General features: G+C 51.3%; 20 protein-coding genes. 9 read left to right on the top strand and 11 right to left on the bottom strand.

Features of this window, described 5'->3' with window-relative positions:
- Window positions 1-101: 101 nt before the first annotated feature.
- From L579_RS23185 to yciA, 4 genes are all read left to right on the top strand, one after another.
- Entirely contained in the window at window positions 102-518 is a 417-nt protein-coding gene (locus L579_RS23185; RefSeq protein WP_021183075.1) for a YkgJ family cysteine cluster protein, read from the top strand.
- A 27-nt stretch (window positions 519-545) separates the two neighbouring features.
- Window positions 546-1,280, top strand: coding sequence for a YciC family protein (locus L579_RS04415; RefSeq protein ID WP_021183074.1), 735 nt, complete (start codon window positions 546-548; stop codon window positions 1,278-1,280).
- 51 nt (window positions 1,281-1,331) lie between these two features.
- Entirely contained in the window at window positions 1,332-1,871 is a 540-nt protein-coding gene (locus L579_RS04410; protein ID WP_021183073.1) for a septation protein A, read from the top strand.
- Between the two features lie 66 nt (window positions 1,872-1,937).
- On the top strand, window positions 1,938-2,354 hold the full coding sequence (gene yciA / locus L579_RS04405; RefSeq protein WP_021183072.1) for an acyl-CoA thioester hydrolase YciA: 417 nt from the start codon (window positions 1,938-1,940) through the stop codon (window positions 2,352-2,354).
- A gap of 597 nt (window positions 2,355-2,951) precedes the next feature.
- Here the strand turns inward: yciA and tonB are convergent.
- Window positions 2,952-3,695: a TonB system transport protein TonB gene (gene tonB, locus L579_RS04400; protein WP_021183071.1), complete on the bottom strand. Its 744-nt coding sequence runs from the start codon at window positions 3,693-3,695 to the stop codon at window positions 2,952-2,954.
- 204 nt (window positions 3,696-3,899) lie between these two features.
- Here tonB and L579_RS04395 point away from each other — a divergent pair, with 204 nt between their 5' ends.
- Both L579_RS04395 and L579_RS23695 read left to right on the top strand, forming a co-directional pair.
- Entirely contained in the window at window positions 3,900-4,196 is a 297-nt protein-coding gene (locus tag L579_RS04395; protein ID WP_021183070.1) for a YciI family protein, read from the top strand.
- A gap of 201 nt (window positions 4,197-4,397) precedes the next feature.
- Window positions 4,398-5,141: a hypothetical protein gene (locus L579_RS23695; protein ID WP_152521864.1), complete on the top strand. Its 744-nt coding sequence runs from the start codon at window positions 4,398-4,400 to the stop codon at window positions 5,139-5,141.
- Between the two features lie 124 nt (window positions 5,142-5,265).
- Here the strand turns inward: L579_RS23695 and L579_RS04390 are convergent, their stop codons facing one another.
- Entirely contained in the window at window positions 5,266-5,766 is a 501-nt protein-coding gene (locus tag L579_RS04390; protein WP_051337935.1) for an anti-virulence regulator CigR family protein, read from the bottom strand.
- Between the two features lie 210 nt (window positions 5,767-5,976).
- Window positions 5,977-6,150, bottom strand: a complete 174-nt coding sequence (locus L579_RS23690) for a YciY family protein (RefSeq protein WP_152521863.1) — start codon at window positions 6,148-6,150, stop codon at window positions 5,977-5,979.
- 162 nt (window positions 6,151-6,312) lie between these two features.
- Between L579_RS23690 and cls the strand changes: the two genes are divergently transcribed.
- Together cls and L579_RS04380 are read left to right on the top strand one after the other, a co-directional pair.
- Complete coding sequence (cls, locus tag L579_RS04385; RefSeq protein WP_021183067.1) at window positions 6,313-7,773, top strand: cardiolipin synthase; 1,461 nt, start codon at window positions 6,313-6,315, stop codon at window positions 7,771-7,773.
- 36 nt (window positions 7,774-7,809) lie between these two features.
- Window positions 7,810-8,139 carry an HI1450 family dsDNA-mimic protein gene (locus L579_RS04380; protein WP_013509338.1) on the top strand — a complete coding sequence of 110 codons (330 nt, stop codon included), beginning with the start codon at window positions 7,810-7,812 and terminating at the stop codon, window positions 8,137-8,139.
- 45 nt (window positions 8,140-8,184) lie between these two features.
- Here L579_RS04380 and oppF read toward each other — a convergent pair whose 3' ends face one another.
- The 7 genes from oppF to L579_RS04345 form a co-directional block, all read right to left on the bottom strand.
- The gene (gene oppF / locus L579_RS04375; protein WP_021183066.1) at window positions 8,185-9,186 is read right to left on the bottom strand and encodes a murein tripeptide/oligopeptide ABC transporter ATP binding protein OppF; all 1,002 of its coding nucleotides are present in this window, start codon (window positions 9,184-9,186) and stop codon (window positions 8,185-8,187) included.
- Window positions 9,183-10,196 carry an ABC transporter ATP-binding protein gene (locus tag L579_RS04370; protein ID WP_021183065.1) on the bottom strand — a complete coding sequence of 338 codons (1,014 nt, stop codon included), beginning with the start codon at window positions 10,194-10,196 and terminating at the stop codon, window positions 9,183-9,185. The genes oppF and L579_RS04370 overlap by 4 nt, the downstream gene beginning before the upstream one ends.
- An 11-nt stretch (window positions 10,197-10,207) precedes the next feature.
- The gene (oppC, locus tag L579_RS04365) at window positions 10,208-11,116 is read right to left on the bottom strand and encodes an oligopeptide ABC transporter permease OppC (RefSeq protein ID WP_036625040.1); all 909 of its coding nucleotides are present in this window, start codon (window positions 11,114-11,116) and stop codon (window positions 10,208-10,210) included.
- A gap of 15 nt (window positions 11,117-11,131) precedes the next feature.
- Complete coding sequence (gene oppB, locus L579_RS04360) at window positions 11,132-12,052, bottom strand: oligopeptide ABC transporter permease OppB (RefSeq protein WP_013509342.1); 921 nt, start codon at window positions 12,050-12,052, stop codon at window positions 11,132-11,134.
- 80 nt (window positions 12,053-12,132) lie between these two features.
- Window positions 12,133-13,773: an oligopeptide ABC transporter substrate-binding protein OppA gene (gene oppA, locus L579_RS04355; protein WP_021183063.1), complete on the bottom strand. Its 1,641-nt coding sequence runs from the start codon at window positions 13,771-13,773 to the stop codon at window positions 12,133-12,135.
- A 162-nt stretch (window positions 13,774-13,935) separates the two neighbouring features.
- A complete protein-coding gene (locus L579_RS04350) occupies window positions 13,936-15,570 on the bottom strand; it encodes an ABC transporter substrate-binding protein (protein WP_021183062.1) in 1,635 nt (544 codons plus the stop codon).
- Window positions 15,571-16,145: 575 nt separating this feature from the next.
- A complete protein-coding gene (locus L579_RS04345; protein WP_021183061.1) occupies window positions 16,146-16,793 on the bottom strand; it encodes a YchE family NAAT transporter in 648 nt (215 codons plus the stop codon).
- A 436-nt stretch (window positions 16,794-17,229) separates the two neighbouring features.
- On the opposite strand from L579_RS04345, the gene adhE reads away from it, so the two are divergent.
- Window positions 17,230-19,917, top strand: a complete 2,688-nt coding sequence (gene adhE / locus L579_RS04340; protein WP_021183060.1) for a bifunctional acetaldehyde-CoA/alcohol dehydrogenase — start codon at window positions 17,230-17,232, stop codon at window positions 19,915-19,917.
- Between the two features lie 51 nt (window positions 19,918-19,968).
- On the opposite strand, the gene tdk is transcribed toward adhE, so the two are convergent.
- Window positions 19,969-20,589: a thymidine kinase gene (gene tdk / locus L579_RS04335; RefSeq protein ID WP_021183059.1), complete on the bottom strand. Its 621-nt coding sequence runs from the start codon at window positions 20,587-20,589 to the stop codon at window positions 19,969-19,971.
- Window positions 20,590-20,769 lie beyond the last annotated feature (180 nt).

Genomic DNA, 20,769 nt, shown 5'->3' with positions numbered 1-20,769 from the left:
AGCGTAATAAAAATCCCCTTGCGAAAATTTCACAGCGTGACTACTTTGCTATTTCTCTTCCGTTGATTTTGGTTCGATGCTTAGGAGAAGCGGGCGATCAAATGAGCGATTCACTTAACCCTTGTATGACCTGTGGCGCCTGCTGCGCCCATTTCCGTGTTTCTTTCTATTGGGCCGAAGCTAACGATGCGGGCGGTCTCGTTCCCGTTGAACTAACCGAACCCCTCAGCCTGTTGATGCGGAATATGCGCGGCACTAACGTACGCGAACCGCGTTGTGTGGCATTGCAGGGCGAGATCGGCGGCTGCGTCTCTTGCGGCATTTATCAACACCGTCCTTCCCCTTGCCGTGAATTTGAGATGTCGGGTGAACATGGCGTGCTGAACGAAGCCTGCGATCGGGCCAGAGCGCGCTATGGTTTACCTGCTCTTTTTCACCCTTCTTTACCTGAGATGACAGAAAGATGTCCTAATCCGGGTGCCAGCCTGCCCGCAGAACATGTACAATCGCCGGGTTAATTAACCCGGTTTCTCCAAGGAGTGTACATGTCTATCACGGCAAGCTCGTTATACCGTGACACAGGAAATTTTCTGCGCCATCAGCTGATTACCATTGTGCTGATGGCGTTGCTTACCTCATTTATAACCGTGATTATCGGCCACGCCCTGACGCCTGGTGCTGACCAGTTGTCGCTGTTGAGTCAGAGCGATGACAGCGCTTCTTCGCTGTTTGAACTGGTACAGAATATGTCGCCGGAACAGCAGCGTATTTTGCTGCGCGCCTCGGCGGCAGGCACCTTCGCGGCGCTGGTGGGAAATACCTTGTTATTAGGCGGTATGCTGTGCCTGATCCCGATGGTATCAAGCGGTCAGCGTGTGAGCGCGCTGCGTGCCATCGGTGCTTCAGCACCAACGCTGCCCAAATTGCTGCTGCAAACCTTTTTAATCACCCTGCTGGTGCAACTCGGCTTTATGGTGCTGATGGTGCCAGGGGTGATGCTGGCGATCCTGCTATCGCTGGCACCGGTAATGCTGGTCAATGAGAAGATGGGTGTGATGAGTGCGATGCGCGCCAGTATGCGCATGGCATGGAAAAATATGAAACTGATCGCGCCTGCCATTATTGTCTGGCTGCTGGCGAAAATTGCGCTGATGTTCTTTTTCTCCTCGCTGACGGTACTGCCCGCCAATGTCGCGTCTGTGGTTTTGAACGCGTTGGGGAACATGGTTTCCGCCATCCTGATTATCTACCTGTACCGGCTGTATATGCTGTTACGTTAACCTTATGGCGCTCGTTGAGCGCCTGAATTAACGCCCCTGACTGGATATTCTATGAAGCAGTTACTCGATTTTCTCCCTTTGGTCGTGTTCTTCGTTTTCTACAAGCTTTACGACATTTTTGTCGCTTCGGGCGCGCTGGTGGTTGCCACGGGTATCGCGCTGATCGCCAGTTGGGTGCTGTACCGCAAACTGGAAAAAATGACCATCATCACCTTCGTACTGGTTGCCGTGTTTGGCACGCTGACGCTGGTGTTCCATAACGATGAATTTATCAAATGGAAAGTGACGGTGATTTACTCTCTGTTTGCGCTGGCGTTGCTCTACAGCCAGTGGTTTATGCAGCAACCGCTGATTCAAAGCATGCTGGGTAAAGAGTTGCAGCTCCCGGATACGGTCTGGCGTCGTCTGAATATTGCCTGGGCGATTTTCTTCCTCGCCTGTGGCCTGGCGAATATTTATGTTGCATTTTGGTTATCGCAGGAGTTTTGGGTTAACTTTAAGGTGTTTGGTCTGACAGGTCTTACCCTGCTGTTTACCCTGTTAAGTGGCGCATACATCTGGCGACACATGCCACAACAAGAAGAAAAATAATCTCTGATGCCCGGCTCTGCCGGGTTTTTTGGCGCTTGCCGCCTCACCTGCATAAGAACTGAAGCAATGGACGAAAAACATAAATTGCCGCAAGGCGAAATGGTGCTGCGCACGCTGGCGATGCCAGCAGATACCAACGCCAACGGTGATATTTTTGGCGGCTGGCTGATGTCGCAGATGGATATGGGCGGTGCCATCCTGGCAAAAGAGATTGCTGAGGGCCGTGTCGCAACAGTACGGGTGGATGGCATGAGTTTCCTGAAACCCGTGGCGGTAGGTGATGTGGTGAGCTGCTATTGCCGCTGCATTCGCACCGGTAACAGCTCGATGACCATCAACGTGGAAGTGTGGATCAAAAAAGTCTCGTCCGAACCGATTGGTCAGACATATTGTGCGACCGAAGCGGTGTTTATTTATGTCGCTATTGATAACTCCGGCAAGTCACGGCCACTGCCACCGGGTAAAGCCAATCTGAGTGATTAACAGCGCTAAAAAAAGCGGTCATTGACTAATGCTGGTCAGTTAAGCAATCGGTGATGACGCAGTCTGGTGCCGCTCAGGGGCTGGCGGTCCTCGCGCCGCTGACGCGGTACCTTCACCTCATTCGTCTGCCTGACGGACCGGCAGGGATGGTACATCCCTGTCCCACCCCGCCTTTCACGCGCATCCATGCGCGCTCTCCTGGCAGACTCATTCTGTTCAGCGCTGCGGATTGCCTGCCCCTGAGCGGCCCAGTCTGCTCCAAAGCTTCGGTGTGTGTTGCCAGAAAGGGCACAATGGTGAAGGCTGGTGCAAAGGGCTATCCGCAGCGCTGAGGCTTTGACGTTGTGCCAGGAGACTCACGCAGGGATGCGTGAGTCAGTTCGGGGTGGACAGGGATGGACTTCCCCGAACGGTCCGTCGGCACGACGTTGAAGCCGAAGGCACCGCGTCAGCGGCGCGAGGACTGCCCGGCAGCCGCAGAGGGGCGATGGCCTACAGCAGAGTACGCATGAAAAAAGGCTGCCATTCTTTAAACAATGGCAGCCTTTTCCGAATATGGCCTTAACTGACCAGCATTAGTCATTGACCGCTTTTTTCTTATTCGATGTTCGCGCCACCGTTGATGCGGAACACGATATTCATCGTCAGGTTGGTGCCGGGACGCCCTGGCTGATAGCGCCATTTCTTCATCGCCTGCTTCACTTCACGTTCAAACATGTTGCGCGGTTCCGCAGACAGAATCTGAATGTTATCGACACGACCGTCACTATCCACATCGAACTGTACCCGCACCCGCCCCTCAACGCGCAGCGCGAAGGCGCGTGCCGGATAGGCTGGCTTACTGACACTCATCGCTTTCGGGCCATCAGAAACCGAAGGCGTGGAGGTTGGCGTGGTTCGCGGTGCGGTCGTCGGGCGCGTCTGGGTAGTTGGGGCGTCAGTTTTCACCGGAGCCTGCGCCTTCGCCTCTTCGCGTGGTTTCACCTCACGTTTCGGCTCATGCTTCTTCTCTACCTTCGGCTTGGGTTTTGGCTTCGGCTCAGGTTTTGGAATCGGGATCGGAACTGGCTCGGCTTTTGGTGGTTCCGGCGCGACTTCTGGTACTGGCTCAGGAGTGGGTTCTGGCTCTGGTGGCGGCGGGGTCTGCACGGTCGGCGCAGGTTCAGGCTGCACTTCAGGCGCCACCATGGTAACGCTGATCGGTTGGGATGCTTTCGGAACCTCAATGACCTGATGAAACGATGCATAAAGAATGCCGGCAATTACCGTACCGTGAAGAACCACAGATAACAGCACAGAAACCGGGGTACGTTTGGGAAAAGGCGTAGTCAGCGTCGTCATAACAGTCATGTTCATTGAGTGAAGCGCAGATTTTAAATGCAAATAGCAATCAGTTTCAACAAGCAGAGTTAAGTGTGTACCGTAAATGCCTTTTTTAGCCCCATTTGCGCTGGATGGCAGTGGGATTATCTTTCGTTTGCACTCTGATTAACGATCACTTAACGTGTTCGGCAAATCAGACCAGTCTAACGGGAGTTCCCTATCGTGCTTTATGTCATTTATGCGGAAGACAATGCTGACTCGCTCGAAAAACGCACCGCTGTACGCCCTGCCCATCTGGCACGTCTGCAATTGTTGCAGGATGAAGGGCGTTTGATTGTGGCTGGCCCAATGCCCGCCGTCGACAGCAACGATCCTGGCGCGGCCGGTTTTACCGGTTCTACGGTGATTGCAGAGTTCCCGTCACTGGAAGCGGCACAATCCTGGGCCAATGACGACCCTTATATCGCGGCGGGCGTGTACAAGCAGGTGGCAGTAAAGCCGTTTAAGCGGGTATTCTAAATATACTTTTACGATAAAGAACAAACGGTTGCATGGAAATTGCAACCGTTCATTTTGAAATGATACGCAATAAGCACCTTGCTAATTATTTATAATTAAATAATTATCAGAAAAATTAAAACACAATAAAAAATAATAAACACGAAAACCATACTCATTTGCTACTATGAATTCATCTCAACACACATCGGAGATGTAATCATGGTTATACGCATGATCATCTGCTTTGCTTTCTTTTTTTCATCATCGACATTTACGCATGCAGAGCAAAAGAAGATAACAATTTATTCAGATGGTGTTTCCTGCCCTGCAAATTGCGATGCACATGTTGTCTTTGATAAGCGAATGAATGGTACTGAATTCGCTTACAAGCCAAATACTCAATATGAACCGTGTAAACCTAACAGCGAATGTCGTATTTGTCTGGAGTCAGGAGGAAAGCAATGCTTGAATGTAATGTATCGCGGACCTGGCCCCCACAAAAACACGTTCGATTTCACACCTGCATTCTACATACAAGCTTGTGGTAAAAACCCAATGCAACGAGTATTACTTGAGATGTGCTCATCTATGCAAAAGAGTGCAAGTAGACTCAACACAAGAATCAATTGCATACAAAACCCCAGCAAAGATGTTTGTGTAAACATTATGATGAGTGCAAATAAGGAAAAAACCAAAGATACTGAGAAATATAAACAATGCCTCACCCAGGGCGAGACATCTTACAATAGAGGGGTGACTAAGGTAGATATGCGGTCAGAAAAGTGTGCCTATGAACGCTATGGTACGGGAAAAAATAGCGATGGTAAAACATGGAGAAAATTATTACCCGCCGCATGCAGAAATAACACTTATGTTGGAAGAGATGGTTTAGACTGCTGTAGTGGTAATACTCTGACAGATGGCCCGTTAGCCCATGAGTGCGCCATTTATTACCCTAAGTAATAGCATGGGTTTATTGAGATTGTGGAGAGACCACAGTTCGGTTCCGCAACCATTTTCTGAAGATAAGAGGGGATGATATTTATCCCCCCTCTTTTCTATTATGGGTAAATGTGCTGAGGGACAGTTAATCAAAAACGCCATTTATAATTGCAGTCACCACCGCAGTACTTAGCGCAATAAGAACAAGGTCGTCACCAACAATACGCCATTCATAACCTGGATAGTAAGGCAGTTCACTGAGCATTGATTTGGGAACATACCGCTTCGCGATTCCTGGCGGTAACGGCTTACCTCTCGCCAGATTTTTCGCAATTCCCGGAGGCAACGACTTATACCCCGTCATCCCCATATCAATGGCTAAACCTCTTGCAAATGAAAATGAAACTTCCGTGTCTGCATTACGTGGATTTTTTCCTTTTACACCCGAACTATAACTGCTGTCATTATATCCTTTCTTACTATTCCCACTATTGTTTGCGTGTCCATTCCCATTGCCGTGTCCATTGCCATTACCATTACCATTACCATTACCATTACCATTACCCGGATTTGCAAATACATATGGGGATGACAACATTAGACATAATGTTGTAACGAGAAGATTTGACTTGATTTTGTTTAACATGATTTTGCTTCCAGAGGGGCTTTTTATAAAGTTATCCCTGGAACTACTAAACTGCAATTTCATGCAATCCTAAATGCGACCACAACAATGCTGATACAATAAATAATCGATAACGATCACATTAAGAGATACAAAATTGGAAAACAGCGCGGTTAATCGCGCTGTTTATTATTCATCCGAACATCAGATGCCTGTGTTAACACTTTCTTGTCAGGCATTCTGGGTGATAAACAGGATGGAGCGGCGATGCTGCTGCGCGACCTGATGACGAATAGCGTGAATACGCTTGTAACGACGTGACTGCCCTTCCAGCCAGCGCGCACGACGACGCTGCACCTGACGTAACATTCTCCAGCGAGCCACTTCATTTCTGCTTCGTCTCATCACATCCTCTCAGACAGGCTAATCACCGGCACGCATTATAGTGATCTGCCATAAAATGCCAATTCGAATCGCTTATCGTTACCCCGTAATGATTAAAGGTTTCGCTACCGTTCAGCAACACGTAAACTTTGCTCATCAAAGCGCGAACGGGACGTCCACTTAATGACCACATTTTATACCCTTATCAGTTGGTTGCTGCTTTTTGGCTACTGGTTGCTTATCGCCGGGGTGACGCTGCGTATTCTGATGAAACGCCGTGCCGTCACCTCCGCAATGGCCTGGTTGCTGATCATTTATATTCTGCCGCTGGTGGGTATCATTGCGTATTTGTCATTTGGTGAACTGCATCTGGGTAAACGCCGTGCGGAACGCGCACGCACCATGTGGCCTTCTACCGCCAAATGGCTGAACGACCTGAAACAATGTCGCCATATTTTTGCCACCGAACATAGCGACGTGGCGCTGTCGCTGTTTCAGCTTTGTCATCACCGCCAGGGCATCGCCGGGGTAAAAGGTAATCAGTTGCAGTTGCTGACCAACTCCGACGATGTCATGCATGCGTTAATTCGCGATATCCAACTGGCACGCCATAACATCGAGATGGTGTTTTATATCTGGCAACCGGGCGGCCTCGCCGATGAAGTGGCAGAATCGCTGATGGCCGCCTCACGCCGTGGTGTCCATTGCCGCCTGATGCTCGACTCCGCAGGCAGCGTCGCCTTCTTCCGTAGCCCGTGGGTCGGCATGATGCGCAATGCCGGTATCGACGTGGTGGAAGCGTTACAGGTCAGCCTGCTGCGTGTATTCCTGCGCCGGATGGATTTGCGTCAGCATCGCAAAGTAGTATTGATTGATAACTACATCGCGTACACCGGCAGCATGAACCTGGTCGATCCGCGCTTCTTTAAACAAGATGCTGGAGTCGGTCAATGGATTGATGTGATGGCACGTATGGAAGGCCCGGTGGCGACCACCATGGGGATTGTCTACTCGTGCGACTGGGAGATTGAAACCGGCAAACGTATTCTGCCCCCGGCACCCGATACCAATATCATGCCGTTCGAGAAAGAGAGCGGCCACACCATTCAGGTGATCGCTTCTGGTCCAGGCTTCCCCGAGGACATGATTCATCAGGCGTTGCTGACTGCCGTTTACTCGGCTCGTCATCAGTTGATCATGACCACGCCGTATTTCGTGCCGAGCGATGACTTGCTGCATGCCATTTGTACCGCCGCACTGCGCGGGGTCGAGGTCAGCATTGTGGTGCCGCGCCATAATGATTCGCTGCTGGTGGGCTGGGCCAGTCGTGCCTTTTTCACCGAGCTGCTGGAGGCGGGGGTGAAGATTTACCAGTTTGAAGATGGCCTGCTGCATACCAAAAGCGTGCTGGTTGATGGTCAGCTCAGCCTGGTGGGTACGGTGAATCTGGATATGCGCAGCCTGTGGCTCAATTTTGAGATTACTTTGGTGGTGGATGACGCCGGTTTTGGTAGCGATCTCGCCTGCGTACAGGATGATTACATCGCGCGTTCACGCCTGCTGGATGGCGCTCGCTGGGCAAAACGTGCCTGGTGGCAACGCATCGTCGAACGACTGTTTTACTTCTTCAGTCCTTTACTGTAAAACGAGCGGAAATATTTACCGCCGCAGGGCACGCCAATGACTATGGATTTAAATAACCGCCTTACCGAAGATGAAACGCTGGAGCAGGCTTACGATATTTTTCTTGAGCTGGCAGGCGACAATCTCGATCCCGCAGATATCATTTTGTTCAACCTGCAATTTGAGGAACGCGGTGGCGCAGAGCTGTTCGATCCGTCAGAAGACTGGCAGGAGCATGTCGATTTTGACCTGAACCCTGACTTTTTCTCTGAGGTGGTGATTGGTCTCGGTGAAGCCGATGGTGAGCCGATTACCGATGTGTTCGCGCGTATTCTGCTGTGCCGCGAGAAAGACCATAAGTTGTGTCATATTCTCTGGCGCGAATGATCGCAGCATGACAATGAACGCCGGGCACTTGCCCGGCGTTTTGTTTTATAGCGGATCAACCTTCAGACAAGATACCGCATGGCGGAAGCTGCCTTCCAGCAATGGACGCGTTTTGGCACACTCCGGCCCGGCTATCGGGCAACGAGTGCGAAACACGCAGCCTGATGGTGGATTGATCGGTGACGGCAGTTCCCCTTCCAGCAACTGAATCTGTTTGTTCTTCTCCAGATCCGGGTCGGGAATCGGCACCGCTGACATCAACGCACGCGTATACGGGTGCTGCGGATTGCTGTAGACCTCATCGTAAGTCCCCAGCTCCACCGCATGACCGAGATACATCACCAACACACGGTCAGAAATGTGTTTAACCACCGCCAGATCGTGCGCGATGAAGATCAGCGACAGCCCCATCTCACGTTGTAGCTGCTGCAACAGGTTCACCACCTGCGCCTGAATCGACACATCGAGCGCGGAAACGGGTTCATCACAAATAATCAGCTTCGGTTCGAGGATCAACGCACGTGCAATGCCGATACGTTGACACTGACCACCCGAAAACTCATGCGGATAACGGTTGATGAGGTTGGGCAGCAGGCCAACCTTCATCATCATGTTTTTGACCTTGTCCTTCACTTCCTGACGCGGCATCTTCGGATGATAGGTACGCAGCGGCTCCGCAATGATATCGCCGATGGTCATACGCGGGTTGAGCGACGCCAGCGGGTCCTGGAAGATCATCTGGATATCACTGCGCGCTTTGCGCCACTCTTCCTGACTCTGTCCCAGCAAATCGCGTCCCAGCCATGCCACACGACCATCAGTGGCCTTCACCAACCCGATGATTGCGCGTGCCAGCGTCGATTTACCACAGCCGGATTCACCCACCACGCCGAGGGTTTCCCCCTCGTACAGGCGCAGGCTCACGCCATCCACCGCCTTCAGGGTTTTGGCGGGTTGCCAGAACCACTGCTTGCCATCTTTGATATCGAAATGCACCTTCAGATCGGCGATTTCCAGTAACACTTTTTTCTCAGCTACGGCGTTCATACTAACTCCTCCACCGGCTTGAAGCAGGCGCGCAGACGACCTTCACCAAAAGGTTCCAGTGCCGGGGCTTTGGCACAGACATCCATCGCATGCGGGCATCGCGGTTGGAACGGACAGCCCTGCGGCAGACGTAACAGGTTGGGCGGGTTACCCGGAATCGTCATCAGCGACTCCCCTTCGGCATCGAGACGCGGTACCGCGCTCAGCAGACCAATCGAGTACGGATGCGCCGGTTGATAGAACACATCACGCGCCCGGCCATACTCCATAGTACGCCCGGCATACATCACCAGCACCTTGTCGCAGATCCCGGCAACCACGCCCAGATCGTGCGTAATCATGATGATCGCCGTGTTGAACTCACGCTTCAGTTCGTTCAGCAGCGTCATGATTTGCGCCTGTACCGTCACGTCTAATGCGGTGGTGGGTTCATCGGCAATCAATAATTTCGGACGACACAGCAACGCCATAGCAATCATTACGCGCTGGCGCATCCCGCCTGAGAATTCATGCGGATACATTTTCATGCGTTTGCGTGCTTCCGGCATTTTTACCGCATCGAGCATACGCACTGACTCTTCAAACGCCTGGGCGTTGCTCATCCCTTTATGCAGCTTCAGTACTTCCATCAGCTGTTCGCCAACGCGCATGTAAGGGTTCAGCGAGGTCATCGGGTCCTGGAAGATCATCGCGATCTGCTCGGCGCGCAGTTTATTCAGCGTATTTTCCGGCAGGTTGAGGATCTCCTGGCCGTTAAATTTGGCAGATCCGCCAATGCGACCGTTTTTCGCCAGCAGCCCCATCAGCGCAAACGCGGTCTGCGATTTACCGGAACCCGACTCGCCAACGATACCGAGGGTTTCACCAGCTCGCAGCGAGAAGTTGAGATCGTTGACCGCAGTGACATCGCCATCGTGCGTACCAAAGGTGACACGCAGATCTTTAACATCTAACAACAGGTTGCTTCCCGCACGGGCCGCCATTGCTGGCTGAAATTCATGAATGGTCATCGGGAAACTCCTCAACGATCTTTCGGGTCGAGGGCATCACGCAGGCCATCGCCGATAAAGTTAAAACAGAACAACGTGATCACCAGGAAACCCGCCGGGAACATCAGCAACCAGGGGGAAACTTCCATCGAGTTTGCCCCGTCGCTTAACAATGCCCCCCAACTGCTCAGCGGCTCCTGCGTACCCAGGCCGAGGAAGCTGAGGAAGGATTCGAACAGGATCATGCTGGGTACCAGCAGCGAGGCATACACCACCACCACCCCGAGGACGTTAGGTACGATATGGCGCAACACGATGTTCATCGTTGATACCCCACCAACCTGCGCGGCTTCGATAAACTCTTTGCGTTTCAGGCCCAGGGTTTGCCCGCGCACGATACGTGCCATATCCAGCCACGACACCATACCGATGGCGACAAAAATCAGCAGGATGTTACGGCCAAAGAAGGTCACCAACAGAATGACGAAGAACATAAACGGGAAGGAGTTGAGGATCTCGAGAATACGCATCATCACCGAGTCGGTTTTACCGCCAAGATAACCGGCAGCCGAACCGTACAAAGTGCCGACCAGCACCGCAATCAACGCAGAGGCAATCCCCACCATCAGCGAGATACGGCCACCGATGGCCACGCGCACCAGCAGATCACGCCCGGAAGAGTCGGTACCGAACCAGTGACCCGAAGTGGTATCCGGCGGAGCCGACATCATGCCCCAATCGGTATCGTCGTAGCGGAATTGCGACAGCATCGGCGCAAAAATCACAAACAGCGCGATCAGCACCAGCACCAGCAAACTGAGTAGCGCGGCGCGGTTATGAATAAAGCGACGACGCGCATCCTGCCACAGGCTGCGCCCTTCCACTTCCAGCTTTTCACTGAAGGCATCCAGAGCTTCGCTATTTTTCTTACTTAACATCATGGGCGAACTCCGGCGTCAGTAGCGAATCTTCGGATCGATAACGGCATACAGCACGTCAACGACCGCGTTAAACACAATAGTCAGCACACCAACCAGAATGGTCAGGCTCATCACCAGCGAATAGTCACGGTTCAACGCACCATTCACAAACAGCTGACCAATACCCGGCAGGCCGTAAATCGACTCGATCACCATTGAACCGGTGATGATGCCGACGAAAGCCGGTCCCATATAGGAGATGACGGGCAGCAGTGCCGGTTTCAGCGCATGACGCAGCACGATACGACGCAGCGGCAGCCCTTTCGCCCGCGCGGTGCGGATAAAGTTGGAGTGCATCACTTCAATCATTGAACCACGCGTGATACGCGCGATGCTGGCGATATACGCTAACGACAGTGCTACCATCGGCAGCAACATATATTGCAGTTGCCCACCATTCCAGCCGCCGCCAGGCAGCCAGCGCAGGGTGATGGCGAAGATCAGCACCAGCAATGGCGCTACCACAAAACTGGGTATCACCACGCCGGTCATGGCGACCCCCATCACCGCGTAATCCCATAAACTGTTCTGTTTTAACGCGGCTATCACGCCCGCCGCAATGCCCAGCACCATTGCCAGTACAAAGGCGGCAAGCCCGAGCTTGGCTGATACCGGGAAGGCATGTCCCACCAGATAGTTAACGCTGTAATCCTTATATTTAAAGGAGGGACCAAAGTCGCCATGCGCCAACTGGATCAGGTAATCAACGTACTGTTTGCCGATGGGGTCGTTGAGATGATATTTGGCTTCGATATTGGCCATGACTTCGGGCGCCAGGGTGCGCTCACCCGTAAAGGGGCTGCCGGGGGCCAGTCGCATCATAAAGAAGGAGATGGTGATTAGAACAAAGAGCGTCGGAATCGCTTCAAGAATCCGGCGCAGGATGAATTTTAACATTGCCGTACCTACCAGGCTGTTGCTTCACAAAGTAATGGGCGGTGCCGCAGCACCGCCTCTGTCTGATAGCCTGTGTGCTATTAGTGTTTAATTATATAAAAGTTCTTATCGAGGGTTTTATCCAGCGGATCTTTGCCGGTGTAACCACCCACATAGGTTTTCACCAGACGCGCGTTCACGTAGTAGTAAACCGGCACGATGGTGCTGTCTTTATCCAGGATCTGCTCGGCTTTCTGATAATCGGCAGCACGACCTTTGGCGTCAGGCGCTTTAATTGCGTCTTTGATCACCTTGTCAAATTCTGCGCTCTTATAATGCGAGGTGTTACTGCTGCTGTCAGATACCATGATGTTCAGGAACGACGTTGGTTCGTTATAGTCTGCACACCAGGCGGCACGGGACACATCAAAGTTGCCCTGATGACGGGTATCCAGGAAAGTTTTCCACTCCTGGTTTTCCAGTTTGATGTTCACGCCAATGTTTTTCTTCCAGATAGACGCCGCGGCGATCGCCAGTTTTTTATGCAGATCGGAGGTGTTGTACAGCAGGTTAAACGTCAGCGGTTTATCAGCGGTATAACCGGCTTCAGCCAGCAGTTTCTTCGCTTCTGCGTTACGTTTTTCCTGTGGCCACTTGAACCAGTCTGGCGGCAGAATTTCCATGCCATCGGTGGCTGGCGGGGTGAAGCTGTAGGCTGGCTGCTGGCCCTGAGCCAGAACTTTGTTCACCATGATGTCGCGATCAAGGCCGAGTTTCAGCGCAGCACGCACACGCGGGTCAGTGAACGGTGCTTTCTGGTTGTTAATTTCGTAGTAGTAAGTACACAGATACGGGTCAACGTGCAGCTCTTTCGGGTTATCACGTTGCAGCTTTTTGAACAGCTCGATCGGCATGTTGTTGTAAGTCATGTCGCTGCCGTTCTCGGAGAAGAAACGGTTCACATCACTGACTTCTGAGTTGATCGGCAGGAAAGTGACTTTGTTCAGTACGGTATGTGCGTTGTCCCAATATTCCGGGTTACGGACCAGCGTAATACGCTCGTTGATCACATGATCCTGTAATTTAAAGGCACCGTTACCCACCCAGTTTTGCGGCTGCGTCCACTGGTCGCCAAACTTTTCAATTGCCGGTTTGTACACCGGAGACATCACGGAGTTGATTAGCAGTTTGTCGAAATAAGGCACCGGCTCGCTGAGGGTCACTTCCAGCGTATGATCGTCAAGCGCTTTTACGCCCAGATCGGTAATCGGTTTTTTACCGGCAATGATGTCATCAACGTTGGCGATGTGACCATATTGCGGATAGCTGGCGTACGGTGACGCGGTTTTGGGATCAACCAGACGCTCCCAGCTGTAAACGAAGTCCTGCGCTGTTACCGGCGCGCCATTGGACCATTTGGCATTTTTACGCAGATGGAAAGTCCAGACTTTAAAGTCTTTATTTTCCCAGCTTTCAGCAACACCCGGAACCGGTTTGCCATCGCTGTCGCTGACCAACAGACCTTCATACAGATCGCGCGCCACGTTGTCTTCCGGCACACCCTCAATTTTATGCGGGTCCAGAGATTGGACTTCGTCGCCATTACCGCGCACCAGCTCCTGCTTTGCTGCCAATTCAACGCCTGCTGGCACATTTGCTGCCAGCGCGGCATTCCCTGCCAGCGCGCCAATCGCCGCAACCACACCTAAGGCGATCAGGCTTTTTTTCGTGATGTTGTTCATTATTACGCTCCAGTTTTATTATCGTCACCGGGAAGTTAACACCGCCCGGCGTACCCCGTATCCGGGAGATCTCAGCCCTGTCTGGTCAGAGATCGCAATCACCTTTTCAGGTGTTGCCACGGTAACGTGCCGCCCGACTGTAGCGCCGGATCAGCCCATTACTCAATGTTTCTTTATGTAATAGTATTTCAGATTGATGAGATCCTGCGGGTCCTGGCCGGTAAAGCCCCCCACCCAGGGTTTCACCAGTCGCACGCTGACACGGTAATAGACCGGAATGATCGCCGAGTCTTTATCCAGTTGCGTCTCAGCCTGTTGATAAAGCGCCGCACGCGCTGCCGCATCCGACACCGTGAGGGTTTTATTCATCAACTGGTCAAAAGCCGGGCTGCTGTAAAACGCGGTGTTAATTGAGGCACCAGTCAGCAACATATTCAGAAAGGTCGATGGTTCGTTGTAATCAGCGCACCAGGTCGCGCGCACCACGTCGTATTGCGCCTGATGACGTGTTTCGAGTAGCGTTTTCCACTCCTGATTCTGTAGCGTCACCACCGCACCAAGGTTTTTCTGCCACATAGAAGCCGCAGCAATCGCCTGTTTTTTATTTTGCTCGGAGGTGTTGTACAACAGCGTGAAACGCAGCGGGTGCTGATCATTAAAGCCGGCTTCAGCCAACAGCTTTTTGGCTGCGGCATTCCGTTCCGCCTGCGTCTGCTTAAACCAGGCGGGCGGGGAAAGCGTGATGCCATCGGTAAACGGCGGCGTCAGGCTATACGCGGGAATTTGCCCCTGCCCCATTACTTTCTGCGCGATGATGTCACGATCCAGCGTCAGCTTCAGCGCAGTACGCACCCGTGCATCGGTAAACGGTGCTTTCTTGTTATTGATTTCGTAATAGAAGGTGCACAGTAGCGGGCTGACTTTGACCTCATCACCCAGGTCCTGCTGCAATTTATGGAACATATCGGGCGGCACAACGCTGTTGGTCATGTCCGTGCCGCCGCTGCGATAACGATTAACGTCGCTGTTTTCCGACGACAAGGGCAGATAAACACCCTCTTCAATCACCGTGTGGGCGTTGTCCCAGTAAAGTGGATTACGCTTCACCACGATTTTTTCATTCACCACCCACTGGCTCAGGGTATAAGGACCATTACTGACGTAGTGTTCAGGCTGAGTCCATTGTTCGCCCCACTGCTCCACCGCCGGACGATAAACCGGCTTCATCGCAGTGTTGGCGACCATTGAAAGGAACCAGGGAACCGGTTCAGAGAGCGTAACCTGGAAATGACGGGCATCCAGTGCTTTGACGCCCAGCGCGGTGGGTTTGGTTTTCCCCGACATCACCGCATCAATATTCTCCACATGCGCCGCCTGTAAATAGCTGGCGTAAGGGGAAGCGGTTTTGGGGTCAGCCAGACGCTGCCAACTGTAGACAAAATCCTGCGCCGTTACGGGTTCACCATCGCTCCAGCGCGCGTTATCACGCAGGGTAAAAGTCCAGACGCGTCCCTGATCGTTCTGCCACTTTTCCGCGACGCCGGGCACAATCTTCCCGTTGTTGTCAGTGTTGACCAGACCATCAAGCAGGCTTTGGATCACATTGGATTCCGGTACGCCTTCGATTTTTTGCGGATCAAGGGACGCCACTTCGCTGCCATTATTAATCACAATGCGCTGGGTGTCGGATAATTGTGTCCCCACAGGAATCTCAGCCGCCTGGCTTTGGCTAAACAAACCCCACAGGCAAAAGGCGAGAGGTGAAAACGCCGTGACCTTCGCTACCTTCCATTTCATCAACAGAAATCAACCCTAAACATAAACCTGATAGCGTGTAAGCAAGAACCGTACACATTTTTGACTATCAGATAAAAAAATTGTGATGGTCCGAAAATTATCAGAACAAATACCCGCACGCCAAAGCTAAACCGCAAAAATGTTAGCTAATTCTCTTTTATCACGTCCTGGTGCGAAGGAAAAGTGTTAATTCTTAACCAGAATTATCACATAATTCATTGATTTTGATTTGTTTTTATCAATTTCTGCTGACATTCTGCGCATGCGCGACTGGCTTATATCTTAAATGCGTCATATGCCATTACTTAGCATTCCAATGGCATATCAATTCACTAAAATAACCCCATGCAGAGGTTTTATTTATATCATTGGCAATTATGCCAGATATGATGCTGTGATAATTATCACAATAAAAAACGAGAATCACACAAGGGAAGGAGACGGCAGTAGCAAAATTGATATCAGCACTGCGCTGTTAAGCACGATGAATAAAAGCACTTAAATGGTGCAATATTTTACCTGGTTGCACCATTCAGGATCATCCATTGATGACGTGCGAAAAATTAAGCCAATTTTTAACTTAATAAACCGGGGAAAATGGCTTTTAGTCCGGTGACTACAAATTCAATTCCTAACGCCATCAGCAGCAAACCCATAATACGGGTAATAACGTTGATTCCGGTCTGGCCAAGTACGCGAACCATTAACGGTGCCGCTCGAAACAACAGCCAACAGCAAAAGGCGAATATGGCAATAGCGACGGTGAATCCCAGCAGATTTTGCCAGTTGTGATAACGCGTACTCCAGACGATGGTGGAACTGATGGCACCGGGACCGGCCATCAGCGGCAATGCCAGAGGCACCACACCAATGCTTTCGCGAATCGCGGTTTCTGATTTCTCCTGTTTGTTCTGCTTATCCTCACCCAACTTACCGCTGATCATCGACATGGCGATGGTCACCACCAGGATGCCACCAGCAATGCGGAAGGAATCAATGGAGATGCCAAACAGATGCAAAATCGCATCACCAAGGAACAGCGAGGTCCACAGGATGATCGCCACCGCAAGGTTAGCGGTAAGATTGGTTTTATTGCGCTCCGCAGCCCCCTGATAGCTGGTCATGCTGATAAACACCGGGATGATGCCCACCGGGTTCACCAGGGCGAACAAACCGACAAAAAACTTAATATAGCCGGATAGATCAAGTAGCACGGGGGTCACAGTCAGCTCCAGAAATGGTCACAGTGAAAATCGCGCTTAATGTAGTGCAAAAGCCGGGAGAAAAACCAGTGGTTTAAGCAGAAAACTATGCTGCTTTTTCACCTTTAATCCAGTGCATCTGACTGGCGTTAATGGCGAGTTACCACTTTGCTGCTGAGCAGTCGTCATTTTGTGGCGTCCGCGATTACTTTACTTGCGAAAGTGGGTGCTGAAAGGTGTCAGCTTGGGGCAAAATTGATCTGCATCATAATTCTCCTACCTCATCGGGGGTAATCTTACCCCATCGAAACAGAATCCTGAGGCTTTAGTATCCAGACCGGAAAACCTTTTTAGTAAGCAACTGCGAGTTCCCTCGCTTCTCCTGACCAGTGCACGACTATACTTCTGGATCCAGGCTTGTTTACTAAAAAAGTTTAACTTCCTTCAGGAGAACACCATGGCCGTAACTAATGTCGCCGAACTTAATGCACTGGTAGAACGTGTTAAAAAGGCACAGCGTGAATACGCCAACTTTAGTCAGGAACAAGTTGATGCAATCTTCCGTGCTGCCGCGCTCGCTGCTGCTGATGCACGTATCCCTCTGGCTAAGATGGCCGTTGCCGAATCCGGCATGGGCATCATTGAAGATAAAGTAATCAAAAACCACTTTGCTTCTGAATATATCTACAACGCTTATAAAGATGAAAAAACCTGTGGTGTGCTCGAAACTGATGACACCTTCGGGACTATCACCATCGCTGAACCTATCGGCCTGATTTGCGGTATTGTTCCAACCACCAACCCGACCTCTACCGCCATCTTCAAAGCACTGATTAGCCTGAAAACACGTAACGGTATTATCTTCTCACCACATCCGCGTGCTAAGGATGCCACCAACAAAGCCGCAGATATCGTGTTGCAGGCAGCTATCGCCGCAGGCGCACCGAAAGACATTATCGGCTGGATCGATGCCCCGTCTGTTGAGCTGTCAAATCAGCTGATGCATCACCCGGATATCAACCTGATCCTGGCAACCGGTGGACCGGGCATGGTGAAAGCCGCTTACAGCTCAGGTAAACCTGCCATTGGTGTGGGTGCCGGTAATACCCCGGTAGTAGTGGACGAAACAGCGGATATTAAACGTGCTGTTGCTTCCATCCTGATGTCCAAAACCTTTGATAACGGCGTGATCTGTGCTTCTGAACAGTCAGTGATTGTCGTTGACTCCGTTTATGAAGCAGTGCGTGAGCGTTTTGCCACCCACGGCGGCTATCTGTTGCAGGGTAAAGAGCTGAAAGCCGTTCAGGATATCATCCTGAAAAATGGCGCACTGAATGCCGCCATTGTTGGACAGCCAGCGCCTAAAATTGCGGAAATGGCCGGTATCACCGTCCCTGCTAACACCAAGATCCTGATTGGTGAAGTAAAACTGGTTGATGAATCAGAACCTTTCGCGCATGAAAAATTGTCCCCAACGTTAGCGATGTATCGTGCCAAAGATTTCGAAGACGCGGTGGGTAAAGCGGAAAAACTGGTTGCTATGGGCGGTATCGGCCACACCTCCTGTCTCTATACCGATCAGGATAACCAGGGTGAGCGCGTACACTACTTCGGCGACAAGATGAAAACGGCGCGTATTCTGATCAATACCCCGGCCTCACAGGGTGGTATCGGTGACCTGTATAACTTCAAACTGGCTCCGTCACTGACGCTCGGTTGCGGTTCATGGGGCGGTAACTCCATTTCTGAAAACGTGGGACCCAAACATCTCATCAACAAGAAAACCGTGGCCAAGCGAGCTGAAAATATGTTGTGGCATAAACTTCCGAAGTCCATCTACTTCCGTCGTGGTTCTCTGCCAATTGCACTCGAAGAAGTGGCAACGGATGGGGCCAAACGCGCCTTCATCGTTACTGACCGTTTCCTGTTCAACAATGGCTATGCTGACCAGGTCACCCGCGTGCTGAAATCACATGGTATCGAGACTGAAGTGTTCTTCGAAGTCGAAGCTGACCCAACGCTCAGCATTGTGCGCAAAGGCGCTGAGCAGATGAACAGCTTTAAACCTGACGTGATTATCGCCCTGGGTGGTGGTTCACCGATGGATGCGGCAAAAATCATGTGGGTGATGTATGAACATCCGGAAACCCATTTTGAAGAACTGGCCCTGCGCTTTATGGACATCCGTAAACGTATCTATAAATTCCCGAAAATGGGTGTGAAAGCACGCATGATCGCCATCACCACCACTTCCGGTACCGGTTCTGAAGTAACGCCGTTTGCTGTGGTAACAGATGACGCGACCGGCCAGAAATACCCACTGGCTGACTATGCGCTGACTCCGGATATGGCGATTGTCGATGCGAACCTGGTGATGGATATGCCGCGTTCACTCTGCGCCTTTGGTGGCCTGGATGCGGTAACCCACTCGCTGGAAGCCTACGTTTCCGTCCTTGCCAATGAATACTCTGACGGCCAGGCGCTCCAGGCACTGAAACTGCTGAAAGAGAATCTGCCAGCCAGTTATAAAGAAGGTGCGAAAAACCCGGTAGCGCGTGAGCGTGTGCACAATGCGGCCACCATCGCCGGTATCGCGTTTGCTAACGCCTTCCTTGGTGTATGTCACTCAATGGCCCACAAACTGGGTTCTGAGTTCCATATTCCACATGGTCTGGCGAACGCCCTGCTGATTTGTAACGTCATTCGCTACAACGCCAATGACAACCCAACCAAGCAGACCGCCTTCAGCCAGTATGACCGCCCGCAGGCACGTCGTCGTTACGCTGAAATCGCTGATCATCTGGGTCTGAGTGCCGATGGCGACCGTACCGCGCAGAAAATTGAGAAATTGCTGGCGTGGCTGGAAGAGATGAAAACCCAGTTGGGTATTCCGACCTCAATTCGTGAAGCCGGGGTACAGGAAGCCGATTTCCTCGCGAAAGTGGATAAGCTGGCTGACGATGCCTTCGATGACCAGTGTACCGGTGCGAACCCGCGTTATCCGCTGATTGCTGAGCTGAAACAAATCATGCTGGATACCTTCTACGGCCGTGAGTTTGTCGAAGCGACAGCCGAAGTGGCGGAAGCCGTTGACTTACAACCGGTGAAAGTGGTGAAAGCAGAGAAAAAAACCAAAAAAGCCTGAGTTTGAATAATAAAAAAACCCGCCTCGGCGGGTTTTTTTATGCATGCAATTTTATAATTCGGGCTGGCGATTCCCATAAATGGCTTTTAATGATCCTTCATCAATCGCCTGCTTATAATGTTTACGGCAGACAGATATATATCGTTCATTTCCACCGATCACCACCTGCTCACCTTCACTAAAAGGCTTACCGCTAGCATCGAGGCGTAAAACCATGCTGGCTTTACGTCCACAATGGCAGATGGTTTTCAGCTCAACCAACTTATCAGCCCATGCCAACAGATATTGGCTACCGACAAATAATTCGCCACGGAAATCAGTGCGTAATCCATAGCACAGCACCGGAATATCCATATTGTCGACCACATCCGACAACGCCCTGACCTGTTCGCGCGTCAGAAACTGGCTTTCGTCGACCAATACACAATGAAGCGGTTGACGGGCATGTTCTGCGGCTATTTCCACATCGAGTTGAGTTTCTGCATTATATAAGCAGGCAGGTGATGACAGACCGATACGTGAACTTACCTTGCCCGCACCAAAGCGATCGTCAATTTCAGCGGTATAGACCAGGGTGCGCATACCACGCTCCTGATAATTATAGGATGACTGTAGCAGCGCCGTTGATTTGCCCGCATTCATCGCTGAGTAATAAAAATAGAGTTGAGCCATTGGTAAATCTCTTCAGGGCCAAAATCAGATGCGCGCAAGTCTACCATAAAGGTATCACGCTGTAGCGCAGGATTGTTTTTATCATTTGCTCAAATTAACAGCATAAGTTCACTTAACAGAATGCCACTTGAGCACGCAAATAGCACTCAATGATAAAGGAGTGGCCATGTCGACTTTTTA

It is taken from the genome of Pantoea sp. AS-PWVM4, assembly GCF_000468095.1.
GTDB classification, from domain to species: domain Bacteria; phylum Pseudomonadota; class Gammaproteobacteria; order Enterobacterales; family Enterobacteriaceae; genus Pantoea; species Pantoea phytobeneficialis.
Note: the sequence above shows the minus strand (reverse complement) of the source record. Positions and strands in the feature narration are given on the sequence as shown.